The sequence below is a fragment of the Microbispora sitophila genome (assembly GCF_014892245.1).
Taxonomy (GTDB): domain Bacteria; phylum Actinomycetota; class Actinomycetes; order Streptosporangiales; family Streptosporangiaceae; genus Microbispora; species Microbispora siamensis.
The window spans coordinates 202,222-222,091 of the sequence record NZ_JADBGC010000007.1 but is presented as its reverse complement, the minus strand read 5'-3'; the positions used below and the strand labels follow the sequence as shown (position 1 = coordinate 222,091).

The following is a 19,870-nucleotide window of genomic DNA, read 5'->3' as shown; positions in this document are numbered from 1 at the left end:
AGACGAGGGCGTCAGCCCCGGCCGCCGCTCTTCTTGATGCCGTACGCGTAGAACTGCGAGTTCAGGCCGTTCACGGGGTAGCCCGACAGCGACGAGGACGCCACGACGATCTGCGGGTAGAGGTAGAGCCAGTCGCTGGCCGCGTCGGCGGCGATCTGCTGGTTGACCTTCTTGAGCAGCTCCGTCTGCCCGTCGGCCGTGTCGGACTGCTCGGCCTGCTCGACCCACTTGGTGACCTGCGGGTTGTCGTAGCCCCAGTAGAAGTCGGGGTTGCCGTACCAGACCACGTCGCGGTCGTTGACGTGCTCCTGCAGCGTCGCCGCGAAGTCGTGGTTCTTGTAGACCTTGGTGTACCACTCGTCGGCCGTGATGACGTTGATGTTCACGGTGATCCCGACCTTCGCCAGCTCCGACTTCACGAACGTCGCGACGGTCGGGTGGGGGTCGTAGTTCGGCGTGTCCAGCGTGAAGGAGAAGCCGTTCGGGTAACCCGCCTCGGCGAGCTCCTTCTTCGCCAGGTTCGGGTCGTACGGGTTGACCGTGGTGAGGTCCTCATACCAGGGGTCGGTGGGCGGCACCATCGAGCCGATCAGCGTGCCGTACTTGCCCCAGATCGAGCTGAGCAGCTTCTTGTTGTCGATCGCCGACGTGATCGCCTTGCGGACGGGCACCTTGTCGAACGGCGCCTTGCGGTCGTTGAACGCCAGCAGCAGCTTGGTCGTCGACTGGCCGTTGCTGACCTTGTAGTCCCCGTTGTTCTCGAAGTTCGCCAGCGCGTCGGGGCTCTGCTCGCTGGTCACGACGTCGACCGCCTTGGTCAGCAGGGCGTTGTTCAGCGCGGTCGCGTCGGTGAAGTAGTGGAACACGACCTGCTTGTTGGTCGCCGGGGTGCCCCAGTAGCCGGGGAAGCGCTCAAGGGTGAGCGAGGAGCCGCGCTTCCACGTCCCCAGTGTGTAGGGGCCGGTGCCGTCCTCCGTGGTCGTCAGGCTCTTGGCCTGGGAGTTGACGATCCACACGTAGCTGAGGTTGTAGACGAGCGAGATCGACTTGCCGGAGAGCTTCACCGTGACCGTGGAGTCGTCCGGCGTGTCGATGCTCTTGATCACGCTGAGGCTGCTCTTGCGGGCCGACTGGGAGTCGGGGCCGGTGACCTTCTCGATGCTGTACTTGACGTCGGCCGAGGTGAGCGGCTTGCCCGAGTGGAACTTCACGCCGCTCCTCAGCGTGAAGGTGTACGTGAGCCCGTCCTTGCTCACCGTGTGGTCCTTCGCCAGCAGGCTCTCGACCTTGCCGTCGTCGGTGAGCCTGAACAGACCCTCGTAGACGTTGCCGTTGAACGCCTCCGTCACGCCCTGTCCGCCCCCGGCCGTGTTGTCGAGGTTCTGCGGCTCGTAGAGCGACCCGATCTCGATCGTCGCGTCCGGGTTGTACGCCGCCGTCGCCCCGGCGCCGCCCGTGGAGCCGGAGGACCCGGCCGAGCCGGAGGAGCCCGACCCGCACCCGGCGAGGGCGAGCGCGAGCACGAGTGCGGCGCCGATCAGCGACGTCGTCTTGCTGTTCACTGTTTCTCCTGGTCGGCGGGGTGATCAGTACGGCCGGAAGCCGTCGCGGAAGACGGGGAGCTTCTCCCCCGCCTCGACGGGCACGTCCAGCCGGTTCCGCGGCGGGGGCAGCGGACAGTTGTAGAAGGGCGAGAAGGCGCACGGCGGCGCGAAGGCGCGGTTGAAGTCGAGGACGATCCGGCCGCCGGGCTCGGGCTCCACCGTCAGGAAACGCCCGCCGCCGTACGTCGCCGAGCCGTTGGTGCGGTCGCCCACGACCAGGAGCAGCGTCCCCTCGTCGTCGAAGGCGGCGAGGTTGTACGGCGTGCCGTCGAGCGTGAAGGTGATGTCGCCGGGAACGGCCTTGTCACGGGTGCCGCCGGCGTCGCGGACGTGCTCGAAGGGCAGCAGCCGCGCATCGGACACCGGTGTGAAGACGGCCTCGATCACCCACTCGGGGGCGAACGGGAAGACGTCGATGGTCTCGAAGTGGCGGATGGCGGGCGCGTCCGCGTCCCACAACCGGATGCCGTGCTCGGGCTCGCCGGTCGCGATGTGGGTCCGCTCGATCCGCGTGGCCGTGACGCTCGGCGGCCGGCCGGCGAGGGCCTCCTCGAGGGAGACCTCCTCGCCCGGGGCCGGCCACAGGGTCTCCACCAGAGCGAGGTTGCCCCGCGGGGCCCGTACGGAGGCCAGCCGCTCCGCCCGCCATGCCTCCCACCCGGCGCGGGCGGTTTCGATCGTGGCTGCGGAGGCGCGTGAAGACATGGCGGTAATGCTCGTTTCGGTCGGTCGTTAAGATCAGCACCGTTGGTGATGTTTGAGCATTACCCTACAGATTAGGTAGGATTTGCGCCAATTGATCACTTGACGGTCGCCCGGGGGTTCCTCTCCCACTCGACGAACTGGCCGCTCTCGCCGAGCAGCGCGGTCGCCAGCCACAGGAACACGCCGAAGTCGTCGACCACACCGATGCCGAGGAGGAAGTCGGGGACCACGTCGATGGGCGACACGATGTACGCCACGGCCATGCCGAGCATCGCGATCTTGCCCTTGGTCAGGCCGGGGTAGTCGCCCTTCACCGCGGCGCGGACCATCCGTGGCACGGCCCGCAGCCGGGCCCCGAGCCCCGGCGAGCCGGGCTTGGAGACCTCGCGGTAGGCGCGCCAGGTGGCCGCCGCACGTCCTGCCTTCACCATGAGGACACCTCCAGGGGGAGACCTCTGCCCGCTTTGCCCTCCGGTTAACGTACGGCGGCGCCCGGCCGGTTCCTCAGCCGCCCGCCATGGGGTGCTCGAACGGCTGCGCCGCCTCGATCTGCGACGCCACCCGGATCAGCAGGTCCTCCCGGCCGGCCCGCCGGTGGAGTCGAAGGCCGAGCGCCGGCCTGCCGCGCTCGGCCGCGAGGGCCTCCAGTTCGGCGGTGTCCCGGTCAGCGGAACGGCGTCAGGCGCCGGGCGCGAGCGCCCGTACGGTGTCGGCGAGCGGCAGGTCCCCACCCGGTAGCGGGGCCAGCACGGGCGTGTCCAGCCCGGCGGCCACGTACTCCCGCACCCGGTCCCGGCAGGTCGCCGCGTCGCCGTGCACGACGAGATCGTCCACGACCTCGTCGGGGATCGCCTTCAGCGCGGCCTTCCGGTCTCCGGCGGCCCACGCCTCCTGCATGGGCCGCAGCAGTTCTCCCCGGCCCAGCCACGCGTGGAACGCCGCGTACACCGGCACGGTGAGGTATGCGGCCAGCAGCCGACGGCCGATCTCGCGCGCCTTCGCCGCGTCCTCGGTCACCACGACGAACAGCCGCGCGATCAGCTCGGTCTCCGGCCCCAGCTCGCCCCGCACCTTCCGTACGTCCCCGGGCGACAGCCAGTTGGTGATGGCGCCGTCGGCCTCGCGGGCGGCCAGGCGGAGCATCCCGGGCCGCAGCGCGGCGAGCACGATCCTCGGCGGCGTCGCGGGGGCCTTCTCCAGCCGGAAGCCCTTCACGGCGAAGGTCTCGTAACTCTCGGTGACCTTCTCCCCGGCCAGCGCCGGCCGCAGGAAACGCAGGGTGTCGCGGACCCGCGCGTACGGCTTGTCGAACTCGCCGGCGTTCCAGTTGCCCACGATAACCGGGGACGACGCGCCGATGCCCAGCACGAACCGGCCGGGGGCGAGGTCCGCCAGCGTGGCCGCCGACATGGCCAGCAGGGCCGGGCCGCGGGTGTAGACGGGGACGATCGCGGTGCCCAGGCGCAGGGACGGCGCCCACTCGGCCGCCAGGGCCAGCGGGACGAACCCGTCCGCGCCGCCCACCTCGGCCGACCACGCGTCGGTGTAGCCCAGCGCGGGCAGCTCGGTGACGAGCTCCCTCGACTCGACCGGCGTCTGCCCGAAGAACGGAATCGTCATGCCCCAGCGGTCCACGGCCACCCCTTCCAAGGTCTCGACCCTGACCATACCAACCGGACGGTATGGAGTCGCGGTCACGCCCGAAGTTCGTGGACCACCTCGATGACCTCCCTGGCCACGCCCTTGATGCCGGGCAGATGCGACAGGCCGACCAGCCGGTCGACGAGCGGGACGACCCGGTCGATCAGCCGGTAGGTGCGCGCGCAGCCGGGCGAGTTGTCGTGGACCCAGAACAACACGACCCCCATCCACAGCAGCCACAGCAGCTCGGGAAGCTCCTCGCGCAGTTCGTCGTCCATGCGCCCGGCCGATCCCTCGACCACCTCCCGGTAAAGCGCGATGGCCGACTCACGGGCGGGCGCCGACTCGGCGCTGAAGGGGCTCAGGGGATTGCTGGGCTCCGCCGCGTGCTTGAAGAACTTCACCGCGAACTCGTGGTAGGGCTCGGAGATCCGCACCCATTCCCGCAGCACACCCCCGAGCCGTCCGGCGAACGACCGCTCGGCGGCGAACACCTCACGGCACGCCGCCTCGTGCGTCGCCTGCGCCCGGTCGTAGTACGCCTGGATCAGTTGCTCTTTGGACCTGAAGTAGTAGTAGGCGTTGCCCACCGACACGCCCGCCTCGGCGGCGATGGCACGCATCGTGGTCGCCTCGTACCCCCGATCCCTGAACAACCGGAGGGCCGTCTCGACGATCAGCTCCCGTGTACTCTCGGCCACGCTCGTCACTGTACGGCTCGGGCCCTCTCCCGGTCATGAACCGACAAGATGATCCACGGGTCGCGGCAAACCGCCTCGTGGCAACGGGCAGGCCGGCCCCCGCGTGTGGCATTGAAGACCTCAGCCCCCGTCGTCGACCGAGGAAACGAGGCACGTGGACGTCCGTCCGTCATGGCGGGGGCTGGCCGGCATCGGCACCGCCGTCCTGATCTCCCTGCCCATGCAGAACGACAGGGACCCCGCCCCACCGCCGTCACCGCCGCCCACGGCCGGTCCCGGCGTCCAGGCGAGCGGGGAGGTCTCCCTCCCGCCGCTGCTGGCCGGCACGTTCATCGCCACGGTGAAGACCTGGGACACCACGGCGGCCGACGAGCGGATCGGCCAGGCGCGGGCGGCCGGCCTGCTGCTCGACGCCGGGGTGCGGTGGAAGTCGACCGGAGACTGCGCCGAACGCCGCCGCCCGTACTGCACGTCGCTGGAGGCCATCCGCTACGGCACGCTGATGCGCACCATCGACCTGCGGAGGGACAGCGGCTGCCCGGTGACGGTCACCGGCGGCACCGAGACCGGGCACGCCGACGGCCGCTACAGCCACGGCAACGGCTACAAGGTGGACCTCGCGCACAACCGGTGCCTCGACACGTACGTCACCCGGACCTACCGCTACTGGCGCACGCGCGGGGACGGAGTCGCGCTGTATCGCCCACCGTCGCCGGACCCGGACCCGGAGGCCGGGCCCGACGCGCGGTTCGCCGTGTGGGCGAACGAGCCCACCCACTGGGACGTGCTGTTCAGGTGACCCTTACGCGAACTCGGTCGCGACCAGCGCGGCGATCTCGGCGGTGTTGAGCGCGGCGCCCTTGCGCAGGTTGTCGCCGCACAGGAACAGGTCGAGCGTGTTCGGGAAGTCGAGCGCCTGGCGGATCCGGCCGACGTAGGTCGGGTCGGTGCCCACGACGTCCGCCGGGGTGGGGAACACGCCGTTCGCGGGGTCGTCGAGCACCACGACGGTCGGCGCGGCGTCCAGGATCGCCCGGGCGCCCTCGACCGTGACCTCCCGCTCGAACGTCGCGTGGACGGCCAGCGAGTGGGTGGTCACCACCGGGACGCGCACGCAGGTCGCCGAGACCTTCAGGTCGGGGATGCCGAGGATCTTGCGCGACTCGTTGCGGACCTTCAGCTCCTCGGACGTCCAGCCGCCGTCCTTGAGCGAGCCCGCCAGCGGCACCACGTTGAGCGCCAGCGGGGCAGGGAAGGGCGAGTCGGCCAGGTCGGGCACGGCCTTGCGCACGTCGCCCGCCACGGTGCCCATCGTCCGGTCGCCGGCGACGGCCTCGATCTCGGCGTACAGCCGCTCGGGACCGGCCACCCCGGCGCCGGACACCGCCTGATAGGAGGCGACGACCAGCTCGCGCAGGCCCCACTCGCGGTGCAGGGCGCCCATCGCGGCCATCATCGACAGCGTGGTGCAGTTGGGGTTCGAGATGATCCCCTTGGGCCGGTTGCGGGCCTGCTCGGGGTTGCACTCGGGCACCACGAGCGGCACGTCCGGGTCCATCCGGAAGGCGCCGGAGTTGTCCACGGCCACCGCGCCGCGCGAGGCGGCGATCGGCGCCCACTCGGCGGAGACCTCGTCCGGCACGTCGAACATGGCGATGTCGACGCCGTCGAACGCCTCGGGCGACAGCGCCTGGACGACGACGTCCTCGCCGCGCACGCTCAGCACCTTGCCCGCCGAGCGCGGCGAGGCGATCAGCCGGATCTCGCCGTACGCGTCGGACAGGTCGGTGCGGTTGGTCAGGATCTCGAGCATGACGGTGCCGACGGCACCGGTCGCGCCGACGACGGCGAGGGTGGGCTTGCGGCTCATCGTCCGGTACCTCCGTACACAACGGCCTCGACCTGGTCGGCGTCGAGGTCGAACGCGCGGTGGGCGGCGGCGACCGCGGTGTCCACCTCGTTCTGCCCCACGACGACGGAGATGCGGATCTCCGAGGTCGAGATCATCTCGATGTTCACCCCGGCGTCGGCCAGCGCGCCGAAGAACTTGGCGGTGACACCCGGGTGCGAGCGCATGCCCGCGCCGATCAGGGAGACCTTGCCGATCTGGTCGTCGTACAGCAGCGACTCGAAGGCGACCTGGTTCTGGATCTTCTTCAGCGCCGTGAGGGCCGTCTGGCTGTCGTTGGCCGGGAGCGTGAAGGAGATGTCGGTGCGCCCGGTCGCCGCGGCCGACACGTTCTGCACGATCATGTCGATGTTGATCTCCGCGTCCGCCAGCGTGCGGAAGATGGCGGCGGCCTCGCCGACCTTGTCGGGCACCCCGACCACAGTGATCTTGGCCTCGCTCCGGTCGTGCGCGACCCCGGAGATGATGGGCTGCTCCACTTCGGTTCCTTCGCTGTAGGGGTCGGAGACGACCCAGGTGCCTTCCCTCGTGCTGAACGAGCTTCTGACGTGGATGGGCAGGTCGAACCTGCGGGCGTACTCCACGCAGCGCAGATGCAGGATCTTGGCGCCGCAGGCCGCCATCTCCATGGCCTCCTCGTAGGAGATCCGCGGGATCTGCCGTGCCGTACGGACGATGCGGGGATCGGCGGTATAGATGCCGTCCACGTCGGTGTAGATCTCGCAGACGTCCGCGCCGAGCGCCGCCGCGAGAGCGACGGCCGTGGTGTCCGAACCACCCCGGCCCAGCGTCGTGATGTCCTTGCTGTCCTGGGAGACGCCCTGGAACCCGGCCACGATCGCGATCTGGCCGGAGGCGACGGCCTCCTGGATGCGGCCGGGCGTCACGTCGATGATGCGCGCCTTGCCGTGCGTCGAGTCGGTGATGACACCGGCCTGCGAGCCGGTGAAGCTGCGCGCCTCGTGGCCGAGGTTGGCGATCGCCATCGCGAGCAGCGCCATCGAGATCCGCTCACCCGAGGTCAGCAGCATGTCGAGCTCGCGGCCGGGCGGCAGCGGCGACACCTGCTGGGCCAGGTCGAGCAGTTCGTCGGTGGTGTCGCCCATCGCGGAGACCACCACGACGACGTCGTTGCCCGCTTTTTTCGTCGCGACGATCCGCTGGGCGACCCGCTTGATGCAGGACGCGTCGGCTACGGAGGAACCACCGTACTTTTGCACAACGAGCGCCACTGGAATCTCCAACGAATCAGGACGTGGAGCTCACAGTGTACTTGGACGCCCCAAACCGAGACCGGACGCGACCAGCATGTGGACGCCCCGCCGCCTGATCAGACCGCCGTGCCCTCTTCGACGACGTCCAGCCGGGTGTGCGCGACGAGCGCCTGCAGGGCCCGCAGCGCCGCGCCCGCGTGGTTGCCCCAGGTGTTGAAGTAGGAGTACTGCCACCACCACAGCGCCTCGAGCGGACGGCCCGCCTGGTAGTGCCGCAGGCCGTGGATGAGGTCGGCCGCAACCGCCGTGAGGTCGTCCGACAGCCGGTAGGGGGTGACCACGGTGTCCTTGTAGGGGTCGAACACCTCGGCGTAGTCGTCCACCGGGCCGAGGCGGGCGGCGAGAGCCGTACGGAGGGGGTCGATGTCGGGGTCCTCGCTCAGCGCGGGTTCGACGTTGCCCTGCAGGATCACGTCCTGGGCGGCCCCGAGCTGGGTGCCCGCGAGGCTGACCTGGGCCACCTCCACCAGGAGCAGCGGCAGCGTGGCATCGCCGCCCTCACCGCCGGCCAGGCGGGTGAGGCCGTCGATGAAGTTCTGCGCGTGTCCTGCGACGCGTGCGGCCAGGTCGTTCCACTCGTCAGACATCCAGCAGCCTCCGTCCTTCGAAAGCGCGGCCCAAAGTGACCTCGTCGGCGTACTCGAGATCACCGCCCACAGGCAGACCGCTGGCCAGTCGGGTCACTTTCAATCCCAGGGGCTTGACGAGCCTGGCCAGGTAGGTGGCCGTCGCCTCGCCCTCGAGGTTCGGGTCGGTCGCGAGGATCAACTCGGTCACCTGGCCGTCGGCCAGCCGGGTCATCAGCTCGCGGATCTTCAGGTCGTCCGGGCCGACGCCGTCGATCGGGCTGATCGCCCCGCCGAGCACGTGGTAGCGACCGCGGAACTCACGGGTCCGCTCGATCGCCACCACGTCCTTCGACTCCTCGACCACGCAGATCACGTGCGGGTCGCGCCGCTGGTCCCGGCAGATCCGGCACTGGTCCTCTTCGGCCACGTTTCCGCACACGCGGCAGAAACGCACCTTCTCCTTCACTTCGAGCAGCGCGTGCGCGAGCCGCTTGACGTCGGCCGGATCGGCCGCGAGGAGGTGGAACGCGATCCGCTGCGCGCTCTTGGGACCGACGCCGGGCAGCAGCCCGAGCTCGTCGATCAGGTTCTGGACGACCCCTTCGTACATGCTCTAGAACCCCGGCAGCTGGCCGCCGAGGCCGCCCCCCAGTCCCTGCGCGAGCGGGCCCAGCTTCTCCTGCTGCAGCTCCCCTGCGGCGCGTACGGCGTCCCGCACGGCGGCGAGCACGAGGTCCGCGATCGTCTGCGCGGTCTCCTCCGGGTCGCTCGCGTCGATGGCCAGCGGGCTGATCTCTAGCTCGAGAAGCTCGCCGCTGCCGTTCACGGTGGCGACGACCAGGCCGCCCCCGGCACTGCCCTCGACCTCGGCGTCGCTGAGCTCCTGCTGTGCGGTGACGAGCTGCTGCTGCATCAGCTGAGCCTGCTCCAGCAACTGCTGGAGGTTGACATCCCCTGGATTCACGATGGTTGCGCTCCTCAGCGTCCAGCGACATGTTCGTCGCGACCGAGCCTACGGCGTCCGCCCCGGTTTCCGCACCGGCGCGGCGTGCGTGTTCCGCGCCGGTCGCGGGCGGACGGACACCGGTTACCCCACCAGTCTCCGTCCATGCGGCGGCCGTCCCTCGGGCGGGGAAGGCGCTCAGGAATGATCGATTTCCTCGATGACGCGGCCGCCCAGCTCGCGCTGGATCAGGGCCATGCCGGACAGCTCGCTGACGTCCGCGTCGTCGTCGTTGAGCGGGTCCACGTCGTCGTCCGGGCGGGAGGCTCCGCCCGCACGGCCGGGCACCGTCTCCGGCCAGGCCTGCCGGGGGCCGGTCTGGGCGGCGGCCCTGGCCGCCGAGCGCGCGGCGGCCAGTCCGGGGCTCGGCGTGGATCGCGGGGCCGGGGAGGGCGCGTCGTAGTCGTCGGACGGCGCGTCGGGCCATGACTCGTCGGTCGTCCCGCCGGACGACACCGCGGGCGCGGCGGCCTTCCGCTCCGGAGCCGGGGCGGCCTTGGGAGCGGCCGGGGCCGGCGCGGGCGTGGCCCCTGCGGGCGGCGTGACCGGGGGAGCCGACGCGGCGGGCGCGGCCGGCGGAGCCGTGGGCGCGGGCGTGGGCGACGGCGTGGGCGTCTGCGGGCCCGACGGACCACGGGTGGCGGGACCGGCCGGCCCGGGGCCCGAGCCGCCGACGACGACCTCGACGCGCCAGGTGCCGCCGAGCACGTCGCCGAGCGCGGCGGCCACCACCTCGTCGCGCTTGCCCTTGAGGAAGCCCTGCACGTCGCCCGGCTTCTCGAAGCCGACGGTCACGACGTTGCCCTCGACGCCGAGCAGCCTGCCCTGGGCGTTGAGGATCATCCAGGCCACCCGCTGGCGGTTCTTGATGGCTTCGAGCACCTGCGGCCAGGCCTGCTGCACCGGCCCTCCGCCCGCGGCGGGCGCCTGGGCCTGCTGCGCCTGCGGGGGCGGCGACGCCGCCCCGGAGCCGGGCCGTACGGGCGTGGGCCAGTCGTCGGCGCTCCGCTCGGCCGCCGGTGCGGCCTGAACCTGCGGGGCCGCGGTGGCGGGTGCGGCGGGCGCGGGCTGCGGAACCGCGTGAGACTGGGGAACGGCGTGAGACTGGGGAGCAGTGGGAGCCTGCGGCGCGGCGGCGTAGGTCCCGGCCGCGACGCCGCGCTCCAGCCGTTCGAGCCGGGTCAGCAGCGCGGCCTCGCCCTGGTCGGCCCCGGGCAGCAGCACCCGGGCGCACATCAGTTCCAGCAGCAGGCGGGGAGAGGTCGCGCCGCGCATCTCGGTCAGCCCGGCGTTGAACACCTCGGCCGCCCTGGTCAGCTCGGCGGGGCCCATCGACGCCGCCTGCGCCTGGAGACGCTCCAGTTCGTCGGCCGGCCGGTCGAGCAGGCCGCTGCCCGCGGCCTCGGGGACGTTGGAAAGGATCACCAGGTCGCGGAAGCGTTCGAGCAGGTCCGTCGCGAAGCGGCGGGGGTCGTGGCCGCCCTCGATCACCCGGTGCACGGCCTGGAACACGGCCGCGCCGTCCCGCTTGGCGAACGCGTCGACCACCTCGTCCAGCAGGTCGCCGTCGGTGTAGCCGAGCAGGGACACCGCCCGCTGGTAGGTGATGCCGGACTCGTCGGCGCCCGCGAGGAGCTGGTCGAGGATCGACAGGGTGTCCCGGGCCGACCCCGCGCCCGCCCGTACCACCAGCGGTAACGCGGCCGGCTCGTACGGCACCGACTCGGAGTCGAGGATCTCCTCCATGAGCCGCCGCAGGGTCGCGGGCGGCATCAGCCGGAAGGGGTAGTGGTGGGTGCGGGACTTGATCGTCCCGATGACCTTCTCCGGCTCGGTGGTGGCGAAGACGAACTTGAGGTGCGGCGGCGGCTCCTCCACCAGCTTCAGCAGCGCGTTGAAGCCCTCACGGGTGACCATGTGGGCCTCGTCGATGATGTAGATCTTGTAGCGCGCCGAGACGGGGGCGAAGAAGGCCCGTTCGCGCAGGTCGCGGGCGTCGTCCACACCGCCGTGCGACGCCGCGTCGATCTCGATGACGTCGAGGTGGCCAGGCCCGGTGGGGGCCAGCGCGACGCAGGACTCGCACTCCCCGCAGGGGTCGGGCGTCGGGCCCTTCTCACAGTTGAGGGATCGGGCGAGGATGCGGGCGCTGGAGGTCTTGCCGCAGCCGCGCGGGCCGCTGAAGAGGTAGGCGTGGTGGATCCGGCCGCTGCGCAACGCCTGGCGCAGTGGGTCGGTGACGTGCTCCTGCCCCTTGACCTCGGCGAATGTCCCGGGCCTGTACTTGCGGTACAGCGCAAGACTCATGCCGCCTCCTCGGAGGGTCGACCCGGCCGGCGTACCCGCTAACTGAGAGACCCCTCGCACACCCGCCAGAGCCCGCTTATCCTTGCTGCCTTCCGGCCCTGGGGAGGTTCACAGGATGACGCCGCGCGAGGGGTCCGCTGGACAGTCTAGCCACTCGATGGGTGTGCGCGGGCCGTCGATACAACAGTCGAAACCACGCCGGAAGTTGGGCTAAGCTGTCCGACGGAGGATTCGCCTAGTTGGCCTAGGGCGCACGCTTGGAAAGCGTGTTGGGGGCAACCCCTCAGGAGTTCGAATCTCCTATCCTCCGCGCTTGGTTGAGCAGCAAGAACGCGAAAGGCCCGGTCGATCCAACCGGGCCTTTCGCGTGTCCGGGCCTCACTCGTTGTCCTCGTAGAGCTCCCGGGTGAGGCGCAGCAGGGCCTGCCGTACGGGCTCAGGTGAAAGGACGCGCAGAGGTGTGGCCAGGCCGATGAGGTACTTGGCGAGCCCGTCCGCGTCGGGACCGCCGACCTCGACGATCGTGGCGTCGGGACCGTCGGGGCGATGGGCGCCGACCGTCGACGGGATCAGTCGCAGTGCCTGGCCCATGGGCACCGGGAGACGGATCGTCGCGTACAGCGCGTAGGGGCCGGTCGCGACGGAGCGGGAGACGAGCAGCGCCGGGTCGGGCGGGTCGGCGAGTTCCACCGGGAGCCCGGTCGGCTGCAGCCGGTCGACCCTGTCGGCCCGGAAGGTCCGCCATTGCCCCTGCGTCACGTCCCGCGCGACGAAGTACCACCGGCGTCCGGTGTGGACGAGGCGGTACGGATCGACGTCCCGGACCGTGGTTCTTCCCTGCCAGTCGCGGTAGGACAGACGGGCGCGCTCACCGCGGCGGCACGCGGCGGCCAGTTCCAGCAGCATCCCGGACGTGATCTGCGGCTCCTCGGGCCTGGGGGTCTGAACGAAGGCGGCGTCCATCTCGCCGAGCCGGTCCGCGATCCGCTGCGGCAGAACCTGCCGCAGCTTCAGGAGCGCCGACAGCGCGGCCTGGTCCCCGCCGAGGGCGCCGCTCAGCGCCGCCTCGCGCAGGCCGACGGCCACGGCGAGCGCCTCCTCGTCGTCGAGGATCAGCGGCGGCACGCGGGACCCGGCCCGAAGACGGTAACCACCCCATGGTCCGGGGTCGGATTCGACGGTGTAGCCGAGCTCGCGGAGCTTGGCGATGTCCCGCCGCACGGTGCGCTCGGTGACCGCGGTCCGCTCGGCCAGCTCGGCGCAGGTCCACGAAGGCCGGGCGACCAGCAGGGAAACCAGTCGCAGCAGGCGGGCGGAGGCGCTGAGCACTTTTTGAAGTGTTCCATACGACCAGGACCGAATCTGTCCTGGTCTCGTCATAGCGTCTCCTCCATGGAAAACACCTCCGCCCCCGCGTTCCGCTACTCCGCCGTCACCTTCGACTGCCCGGACCCCGCAGAACTGGCCCGCTTCTACGGGGAGGCCCTCGGCCTGCCCGTCGTGTTCTCCACCGACGACTTCGTCCTGCTCGGCCAGGAGGGCGCGGCCGGGCTGGGATTCAACCGGCTGGCCGACTACCGCCGCCCCACTTGGCCGGATCCCTCACAGGAGAAGCAGGCCCACATCGAACTGGGCGTGGACGACCTGGACGCCGCACAGGCCCGGCTGCTCGCGCTGGGGGCCGTCAAGCCCGAATTCCAGCCGGACCCGGACCGGTGGCGGGTCCTGCTGGACCCCGCGGGCCACCCGTTCTGCATCTCCACCCTGGTCTGAGAGTTGACGATTCCGGAAGGACACGCCGTATGACATCCGCCATCCCCGACCCGTCGGTGCTGCACCCGATGCCTGAGCACGAACGGGTGGTGTTCCTCAAGCCCCTGGTGACCGACCCGCGCATCGAGGTCGGGGAGTTCACCTACTACGACGACCCGGAGACCGCCCGCGAGTTCGAGCAGCGCAACGTGCTGTACGCGTACGGCCCGGAGCGCCTGGTGATCGGCAAGTACTGCGCGATCGCCACCGGCACCCGCTTCCTGATGGCCGGCGCCGAGCACCCCACTTTGGGAGTCTCCACTTTTCCTTTCACGATGTTCGGAGGCGTGTGGGCCGAGCGCACTCTCGACATCGTCACGACCATGCCCAGCCGGGGCGACACCGTGGTCGGCAACGACGTGTGGTTCGGCCGGGGCGTCACCGTCATGCCGGGTGTGACGATCGGCGACGGGGCGATCATCGCCACGGGCGCCGTGGTCACCGCCGACGTGCCGCCCTACACGATCGTCGGTGGCAACCCGGCGCGCACCATCCGCCGCCGCTACGAGGACGCCGACGTCGAAAGGCTGTTGCGCGCGGCCTGGTGGGACTGGCCTATCGAACTGGTCACCGAGCACGTACGCACGATCATGACCGGTTCCCCGGCCGACATCGAGGCCGTCGCCACCCAGGCCGGACGCGTGTGATGCCGCCCGGAACGCCATGTGTCACCAGGGCACCACCCCGGAATCGTCGAAGAACCCGCCGGTCGGGCCGTCGTCGGGCAGGGTCGCGAGCCGGATCCCGATCGCCGCGCCCTGTTCGGGCGTACGGACGCCGCGGAAGCCGTTGAGGTCGGTCGCGCAGAAACCGGGGCAGCCAACGTTGATCAGGATGTTCGTGTCGCGCAACTCCTTGGCGTACTGCACGGTGACGGCGTTGAGGAACGTCTTCGACGGCGCGTACGCGGCGGAGATCGGGCCCGTTTCGGCGCCGGGAGTGGTCTGCCGGGTGAGAGAGCCGACGGTGCTGGACATGTTCACGATCCGCGGCGACGCCGAGCGGCGCAGCAACGGCAGCATCGCGTTGGTGACGCGGATGACGCCGATCACGTTGGTCTCCACGGCCGCCCGCATCGTGGCGGGATCGACCGTGGTGGGCGTCTGCGGCATGCCCCCGGTTACCCCGGCGTTGTTGACGAGAACGTCGAGGCGTCCCGCGCGCTCCTCGATCAGCCCGGCGGCGGCGGCCACGCTCGCGTCCTCCGTCACGTCGAGCGGCACGCCGAACGCGTCGACGCCGGCGGCCCGCAACTTCTCCACCGCGGCCTCCCGGCGCTCATCGTCCCGGGCGCCGACGCCGACGCTCCAGCCGAGGGCGCCCAGGCCGGCCGCGATCTCGTATCCGATCCCCTTGTTCGCGCCGGTAACCAGCGCGATCGTCCGTTCGCTCATGTGTCTCATCCTGTCCGCGCCCACTGCGGAACCTCCAACACCGTTTGGGTGGGCGGCGATACCTCCCAGGTATCGATTCCGCGCTCCCGGCGATACCGTGACGGCATGGAGACGCGTGAGCTGCGGTACTTCGTCGCCGTCGCCGAGGAGTTGCACTTCGGGCGTGCCGCGCAGCGGCTCGGGATCGCGCAGCCGCCGCTGTCGCGGGCGATCGGGCAGCTCGAACGGCGGCTCGGGGTGACGCTGCTGGAGCGCACGAGCCGCACCGTCACGCTGACCGAGGCCGGGGCGGTGCTGTTGCGCGAGGGCCGGGCGGCCCTCGACGCGGTCGAGGCCGCCGAGCGCCGCACCCGCCGCGCCGCCCTCGCCGCGACCGGCCGGCCCGGCCTGGTCCTCGTCACGAAGGCCGGGGCCTCCGGCGATCTGCTGCCGAAGCTGCTCGACGCGTACGCCGCCGAGCCCGGCGCGGTCGCCGTCGACGTGCTCCTGTGCGGGCCCGGCGAGCAGGAGCGGCTGCTGCGCGACGGCCGGGCCGACGTGGGTCTGCTGCACCGGCCGTTCGACTCGACGGCCGGCTTCGACGTCGAGGAGCTGTGCACGGAGGGGCAGGTCGTGGTGCTGCCCGCGGCGCACCCCCTCGCCCGCCGGGCCCACCTGCGGATGGCCGACGTCACCGCGCTGTCCGGCCTGCCCATGCCTCGCTGGCCCCGCACCGACGGCACCTACCCGGACGGCCCCGGTCCCGAGGTCCGGGACAACGCGCAGCTTCTGCAGTTGATCGCGCTCGGCCGGGCCTCGGCGGTCCTGCCGGAGTCGTGCCGGGCTCATCTGCGCCGCGACCTCGCCGCCGTGCCGGTGCTGGACGCTCCGGCGGTGACGACGGTGATCGCCTGGCCGCCGCACAGCCGGTCGCAGGCCCTCGCCGGCCTGGTTCGGACCGCGACCCGCCTCTAGCCTGGACAGCCGGCGGACGGAGAGAGGAGGGTGGGCCGAATGGAACAGATCGACTTCCCGGCGATCCCGAGTGCGGGGGACCTCGACGTCCGGTGGATTCACGGCTCGGAGTCGGCCAAGCACAACACCGACCCCGACATCCAGGTGCACCGATACGACGAGCACACGTACGTCCTGCGCCAGAACAAGTCGATCCACTACGAGGCGCCCTTCATGTTCCTGATGTTCGGGAACGCCCGGGCCCTCCTGCTCGACACCGGCGCGACGGCGTCACCCGCCTACTTCCCGCTGCGCCGGACGGTGGACGAGATCGTGGCCCGCTGGCTGGCGGATCACCCCCGCGAGGGCTACGGGCTCCTCGTCGCCCACACGCACGGCCACGGCGACCACATCGCGGGCGACGGCCAGTTCCGCGACCGCCCGGACACGATGATCGTCGATCCCGCGCCGGAGCGCGTACGCGAGTTCTTCGGGCTCGGGGACGATCTCGACGTGCCCGGAGCCGTCGATCTGGGCGGCCGCGTCCTGGACGTAGTGGCGAGCCCCGGGCACCACAGGTCGGCGGTGACCTTCTACGATCGGCCCACCGGCCTGCTCCTGACCGGTGACACCGTTTACCCCGGGCGGCTGTACGTCGCGGATTGGCCGGCGTTCGAGCAGACCGTCGACCGCCTGGTGAAGTTCGCCGAGGCCCGGCCCGTCACCCATGTTCTCGGCTGCCACATCGAGATGACGAGCGCGCCTGGTGAGGACTACCCGATCCGCACCACTTACCAGCCGGACGAGCCGCCGCTCCAGATGACGGTGGAGCACCTGCGGCAGATCCGCGACGCGGTGGCGGAGATCGGGGGCCGGCCCGGCGTCCACGTCTATCCCGAGTTCATCGTCTACAACTAGCGATCAGATCAGATCCAGCTGCGCAGCAGCATGCGGCTCAGCCAGACGTCGTACGGCACGGGCACGCCGGTGAGCACGGGCGACAGCCACCAGAAGTTGACCAGTGCGAGCAGCGTGAACGCGCCCACCACCGCCGCCCCCGTGGCGCGCCGCGCGGCCGGCGCGCCCGGCGGCCCGAGGACGAGCCCGCACGCCAGCACGATCGCGAGGACCATGAACGGCACCGCCGGGAGCGCGTAGAACAGGTACATCGTGCGGTCGTCGGCCAGTGCGAAATAGAACCACGGCAGCCATCCCGCCGCGTAGGCGAGCAGGACGCCGCCCGCCCGCCAGTCGCGGGTCCTCAGATACCAGACCACCATCGCGATCAGCGCGAGCAGCCCGCCGTACCAGATGACCGGGGTGCCGGTCCCGAGGATCTCCTGCGAGCAGGAGGGCGCGCCGCACGTGTCGCGGGACGACCGGTAGAAGAACGCGACCGGCCGCAGCAGCAGCGGCCACCCCCACGGCTCCGACTGGTAGTCGTGGTGCGCGCTCAGCCCCTGGTGGAAGCCGAACACCTGGCTCTGGTAGTCCACCAGCGAGCGAAGCGAGTCGAAGACGAAGTAGGCCCAGCCGTTCGAGGTCGCCCGGTCCCAGTTGCGGCCCCACCCGCCGGCCGAGGCGAACCATCCGGCGAACGACGCGACGTACACGACGAGCGGCACGGCGCCGAGCCAGGCGAGGCCCAGCGGCCAGTCGAGGCGCACGGCCTGCCGGTACGGCCGGCGCAGGCCGACGGCGCGCCTGGCCCCGCAGTCCCAGACGAGCGTCATGATCCCGAACGTCACGACGAACAGCAGGCCGGTCCACTTGGTCGCCGTCGCGGCGCCCAGGCACAGCCCGGCCGCCAGCCGCCAGGGCCGCGGGCCGAGCCGGGGAGCGGGCCCGTCCAGCGCGGAGGTGCGATACCACTCCGTCAGGCGGGTGCGGGCCGCGTCGCGGTCGACGACCAGGCAGGCGAAGCCCGCGAGCACCCAGAACGTGAGGAAGACGTCGAGCAGCGCGGACCGCGACAGCACGAGGTGCAGGCCGTCCAGCGCCAGCAGCAGACCGGCGAGGCAGCCGAGGAGGGTCGAGCGGGTCATCCGGCGGGCGGTCCGCGCCAGGACCAGCACGCTGAGCGTGCCCGCGAGCGCGGCGACGCACCGCCACCCGAAGGGCGTGAGGCCGAAGAGCCACTCTCCCGCGCCGATCAGCCATTTGCCGAGCGGCGGGTGGGCGACGTAGGCGGCGCACTCCTCGAACGTCCCGCACGTCTTGAACACGTCCGTGCCGCCCCGCAGGATCGCCTTTTCCGCGCCGTCGGCGAACTGCCGCTCGACGCCGTACGTGATCAGCGAGTAGGCGTCCTTGGCGTAGTAGAGCTCGTCGAAGACGAACGCGTGCGGCGCATCGAGACGGTCGAACCGGAGGAACCCCCCGAAAGCGGCCACGGCCAACGGGCCGAGCCACCCCCGCCCGCCCGGCATCGGCGGCACCAGCCGGGGTAAGGCGCTCCGAGGCACCCGATGATCCTAACCCGGCAAAACGCGAAGATCACGGCAAGACGGATCCGGCATGACGGACCGACAGGCATGATCACCGCCGTCCTGGGCAGTAGGCGGCCAGCAAGCGAAGCGGGAAACACCGAGCGAGCCGGAGGGGCGCGCCGCCGATCTGGACTGAGGAACGCGCGGGAGCGAAGCGACCAAGCGTGACGAGGGAGGCGTTCATCGCGCGCCTCCGGCACGACCAGGCGGGGGCGACGCCCCGACGAACGAAGCGGGAAACACTGCCATCGGGAGCGTCGCAGATGGATTTCGATGACCGAGCGCAACTCGACGCCTCGCAGGTCGAGGACGTCGGCGGTGGAGGCGGGTTCCGCGGCGGAGGTCTGGCCATCGGCGGCGGAGCCGCCGGCATCATCGCCCTCATCGTGGCCCTGATCTTCGGCGTCAACCCCGGGAACATCACGGGCGGCGGCGACGAACCCGCCGGCCTGCAGCCGACCAGCGACCTGAGCGCGCAGTGCAAGACCGGCGCCGACGCCGACCAGTCGGAGAAGTGCCGGGTCGTGGGCGTCGTCAACAGCATCCAGAAGTACTGGAGCGAGCAGATCCAGGGGTACACCGGCGCGAAGACCACCCTGTTCTCCGGCGGGGTGCAGACCGGCTGCGGCGCGGCCGACTCCTCCGTCGGCCCCTTCTACTGCCCCAATGACAAGCACGTCTACCTGGACCTGTCGTTCTTCGACGAGTTGCAGTCGCGGTTCGGGGCCAAGGGCGGCCCGTTCGCCCAGGCGTACGTGATCGCCCACGAGTACGGCCACCACGCTCAGGACCTGCTCGGAACGATGAACCGCGTCGGCCAGGACCAGGGCGCGGAGAGCGGCTCGGTGCGGCTCGAACTCCAGGCCGACTGCTACGCCGGCGTGTGGGCCAAGAACGCGGTGGACACGGGCTTCTACGCCAAGCCGTTCACCGACGCCGACATCCAGGAGGCGCTCGACGCCGCCGCGGCGGTCGGCGACGACCACATCCAGGAGCAGGCCCAGGGCAGGGTCAACCCGGACGCGTTCACCCACGGCACCTCCGCCCAGCGGCAGAAGTGGTTCACGAACGGCTACTCGTCGGGCGACCCGGCACGCTGCGACACCTTCTCCGGGAGCGTCTGAGACCCCCGGCAGAGCCTCGGGCGCGAACCTTTGCGTCGTCTCCTAAACTACATACCGTGATCTTTAAGTTGGTCGGTGACGGACGGCCCTATCCCGAGCACGGACTGTCGTCCCGCGAGTGGGCGCAGATCCCGCCCCGGCAGGTCCGGCTCGACACACTGGTCACCACGAAGGCGGTGCTCGACCTGCACTCGTTGCTCGCCAAGGACTCGACCTTCTACGGCGACCTGTTCCCGCACGTGGTGCAGTGGAAGGGCGAGCTGTACCTGGAGGACGGCCTGCACCGCGCCCTGCGCGCCGCCCTCCACCAGCGCTCGGTGCTGCACGCCCGCGTGCTGGAGCTGCAGGACTAGCCGCTCCCCGGGCGAGATCGTCTGTCTGACTGCTTCGGTAGCCTTACGGTCA

At 71.0% G+C, this 19,870-nt stretch carries 21 protein-coding genes, 1 tRNA gene and 1 other RNA gene; 8 read left to right on the top strand and 15 right to left on the bottom strand.

All coding sequences use genetic code 11. The annotated features are described in order from the left end of the window. Positions 1–11 precede the first annotated feature (11 nt). From IL992_RS15095 to IL992_RS15075, 5 genes are all read right to left on the bottom strand, one after another. Positions 12–1,562 (bottom strand): ABC transporter substrate-binding protein, encoded by a 1,551-nt coding sequence (locus IL992_RS15095; protein ID WP_193203971.1) that lies wholly within the window; start codon positions 1,560–1,562, stop codon positions 12–14. Positions 1,563–1,586: 24 nt separating this feature from the next. Further along, positions 1,587–2,309, bottom strand: coding sequence for a DUF1684 domain-containing protein (locus IL992_RS15090; protein ID WP_193203970.1), 723 nt, complete (start codon positions 2,307–2,309; stop codon positions 1,587–1,589). Between the two features lie 95 nt (positions 2,310–2,404). Beyond that, positions 2,405–2,740, bottom strand: a complete 336-nt coding sequence (locus IL992_RS15085) for a YkvA family protein (RefSeq protein ID WP_193203969.1) — start codon at positions 2,738–2,740, stop codon at positions 2,405–2,407. 247 nt (positions 2,741–2,987) lie between these two features. Further along, positions 2,988–3,977: an LLM class F420-dependent oxidoreductase gene (locus tag IL992_RS15080; RefSeq protein WP_226872967.1), complete on the bottom strand. Its 990-nt coding sequence runs from the start codon at positions 3,975–3,977 to the stop codon at positions 2,988–2,990. 26 nt (positions 3,978–4,003) lie between these two features. Continuing rightward, a complete protein-coding gene (locus tag IL992_RS15075; protein WP_319018552.1) occupies positions 4,004–4,651 on the bottom strand; it encodes a TetR/AcrR family transcriptional regulator in 648 nt (215 codons plus the stop codon). Between the two features lie 154 nt (positions 4,652–4,805). Here IL992_RS15075 and IL992_RS15070 point away from each other — a divergent pair, with 154 nt between their 5' ends. Further along, complete coding sequence (locus IL992_RS15070) at positions 4,806–5,450, top strand: hypothetical protein (RefSeq protein ID WP_193203967.1); 645 nt, start codon at positions 4,806–4,808, stop codon at positions 5,448–5,450. A gap of 3 nt (positions 5,451–5,453) precedes the next feature. Here IL992_RS15070 and IL992_RS15065 read toward each other — a convergent pair whose 3' ends face one another. The 7 genes from IL992_RS15065 to ffs form a co-directional block, all read right to left on the bottom strand. Beyond that, positions 5,454–6,521 carry an aspartate-semialdehyde dehydrogenase gene (locus IL992_RS15065; RefSeq protein WP_193203966.1) on the bottom strand — a complete coding sequence of 356 codons (1,068 nt, stop codon included), beginning with the start codon at positions 6,519–6,521 and terminating at the stop codon, positions 5,454–5,456. Further along, complete coding sequence (locus IL992_RS15060) at positions 6,518–7,792, bottom strand: aspartate kinase (RefSeq protein ID WP_142652216.1); 1,275 nt, start codon at positions 7,790–7,792, stop codon at positions 6,518–6,520. The genes IL992_RS15065 and IL992_RS15060 overlap by 4 nt, the downstream gene beginning before the upstream one ends. A gap of 98 nt (positions 7,793–7,890) precedes the next feature. After that, positions 7,891–8,421, bottom strand: coding sequence for a DUF5063 domain-containing protein (locus IL992_RS15055; RefSeq protein ID WP_142573480.1), 531 nt, complete (start codon positions 8,419–8,421; stop codon positions 7,891–7,893). Further along, positions 8,414–9,013: a recombination mediator RecR gene (recR, locus tag IL992_RS15050; RefSeq protein ID WP_076439806.1), complete on the bottom strand. Its 600-nt coding sequence runs from the start codon at positions 9,011–9,013 to the stop codon at positions 8,414–8,416. The genes IL992_RS15055 and recR overlap by 8 nt, the downstream gene beginning before the upstream one ends. A 3-nt stretch (positions 9,014–9,016) precedes the next feature. Then, on the bottom strand, positions 9,017–9,367 hold the full coding sequence (locus IL992_RS15045) for a YbaB/EbfC family nucleoid-associated protein (RefSeq protein ID WP_079320096.1): 351 nt from the start codon (positions 9,365–9,367) through the stop codon (positions 9,017–9,019). A 177-nt stretch (positions 9,368–9,544) separates the two neighbouring features. After that, positions 9,545–11,713, bottom strand: coding sequence for a DNA polymerase III subunit gamma and tau (locus IL992_RS15040; RefSeq protein WP_193203965.1), 2,169 nt, complete (start codon positions 11,711–11,713; stop codon positions 9,545–9,547). A gap of 42 nt (positions 11,714–11,755) precedes the next feature. Continuing rightward, positions 11,756–11,851, bottom strand: an RNA gene (gene ffs / locus IL992_RS15035) — signal recognition particle sRNA small type. 86 nt (positions 11,852–11,937) lie between these two features. On the opposite strand from ffs, the gene IL992_RS15030 reads away from it, so the two are divergent. Further along, positions 11,938–12,023 (top strand) — tRNA-Ser (locus tag IL992_RS15030). A 68-nt stretch (positions 12,024–12,091) separates the two neighbouring features. Here IL992_RS15030 and IL992_RS15025 read toward each other — a convergent pair. Beyond that, positions 12,092–13,042: a helix-turn-helix transcriptional regulator gene (locus IL992_RS15025; protein WP_319018551.1), complete on the bottom strand. Its 951-nt coding sequence runs from the start codon at positions 13,040–13,042 to the stop codon at positions 12,092–12,094. Between the two features lie 63 nt (positions 13,043–13,105). Here IL992_RS15025 and IL992_RS15020 point away from each other — a divergent pair, with 63 nt between their 5' ends. Together IL992_RS15020 and IL992_RS15015 are read left to right on the top strand one after the other, a co-directional pair. Continuing rightward, positions 13,106–13,486 carry a VOC family protein gene (locus tag IL992_RS15020; RefSeq protein WP_193203963.1) on the top strand — a complete coding sequence of 127 codons (381 nt, stop codon included), beginning with the start codon at positions 13,106–13,108 and terminating at the stop codon, positions 13,484–13,486. A 29-nt stretch (positions 13,487–13,515) separates the two neighbouring features. Continuing rightward, positions 13,516–14,172 carry a CatB-related O-acetyltransferase gene (locus IL992_RS15015; RefSeq protein ID WP_193203962.1) on the top strand — a complete coding sequence of 219 codons (657 nt, stop codon included), beginning with the start codon at positions 13,516–13,518 and terminating at the stop codon, positions 14,170–14,172. Positions 14,173–14,193: 21 nt separating this feature from the next. Here IL992_RS15015 and IL992_RS15010 read toward each other — a convergent pair whose 3' ends face one another. Beyond that, positions 14,194–14,919, bottom strand: a complete 726-nt coding sequence (locus IL992_RS15010; RefSeq protein ID WP_193203961.1) for an SDR family oxidoreductase — start codon at positions 14,917–14,919, stop codon at positions 14,194–14,196. Positions 14,920–15,024: 105 nt separating this feature from the next. Here IL992_RS15010 and IL992_RS15005 point away from each other — a divergent pair, with 105 nt between their 5' ends. Then, entirely contained in the window at positions 15,025–15,873 is an 849-nt protein-coding gene (locus tag IL992_RS15005) for a LysR family transcriptional regulator (protein ID WP_193203960.1), read from the top strand. Between the two features lie 39 nt (positions 15,874–15,912). Further along, a complete protein-coding gene (locus IL992_RS15000) occupies positions 15,913–16,770 on the top strand; it encodes an MBL fold metallo-hydrolase (protein ID WP_193203959.1) in 858 nt (285 codons plus the stop codon). A gap of 8 nt (positions 16,771–16,778) precedes the next feature. On the opposite strand, the gene IL992_RS14995 is transcribed toward IL992_RS15000, so the two are convergent. After that, entirely contained in the window at positions 16,779–18,317 is a 1,539-nt protein-coding gene (locus IL992_RS14995) for a dolichyl-phosphate-mannose--protein mannosyltransferase (RefSeq protein ID WP_319018550.1), read from the bottom strand. Between the two features lie 287 nt (positions 18,318–18,604). On the opposite strand from IL992_RS14995, the gene ypfJ reads away from it, so the two are divergent. Both ypfJ and IL992_RS14985 read left to right on the top strand, forming a co-directional pair. Then, entirely contained in the window at positions 18,605–19,465 is an 861-nt protein-coding gene (gene ypfJ, locus IL992_RS14990) for a KPN_02809 family neutral zinc metallopeptidase (RefSeq protein ID WP_079320147.1), read from the top strand. A gap of 56 nt (positions 19,466–19,521) precedes the next feature. Then, positions 19,522–19,818, top strand: a complete 297-nt coding sequence (locus tag IL992_RS14985; RefSeq protein ID WP_142564099.1) for a type II toxin-antitoxin system VapB family antitoxin — start codon at positions 19,522–19,524, stop codon at positions 19,816–19,818. Positions 19,819–19,870 lie beyond the last annotated feature (52 nt).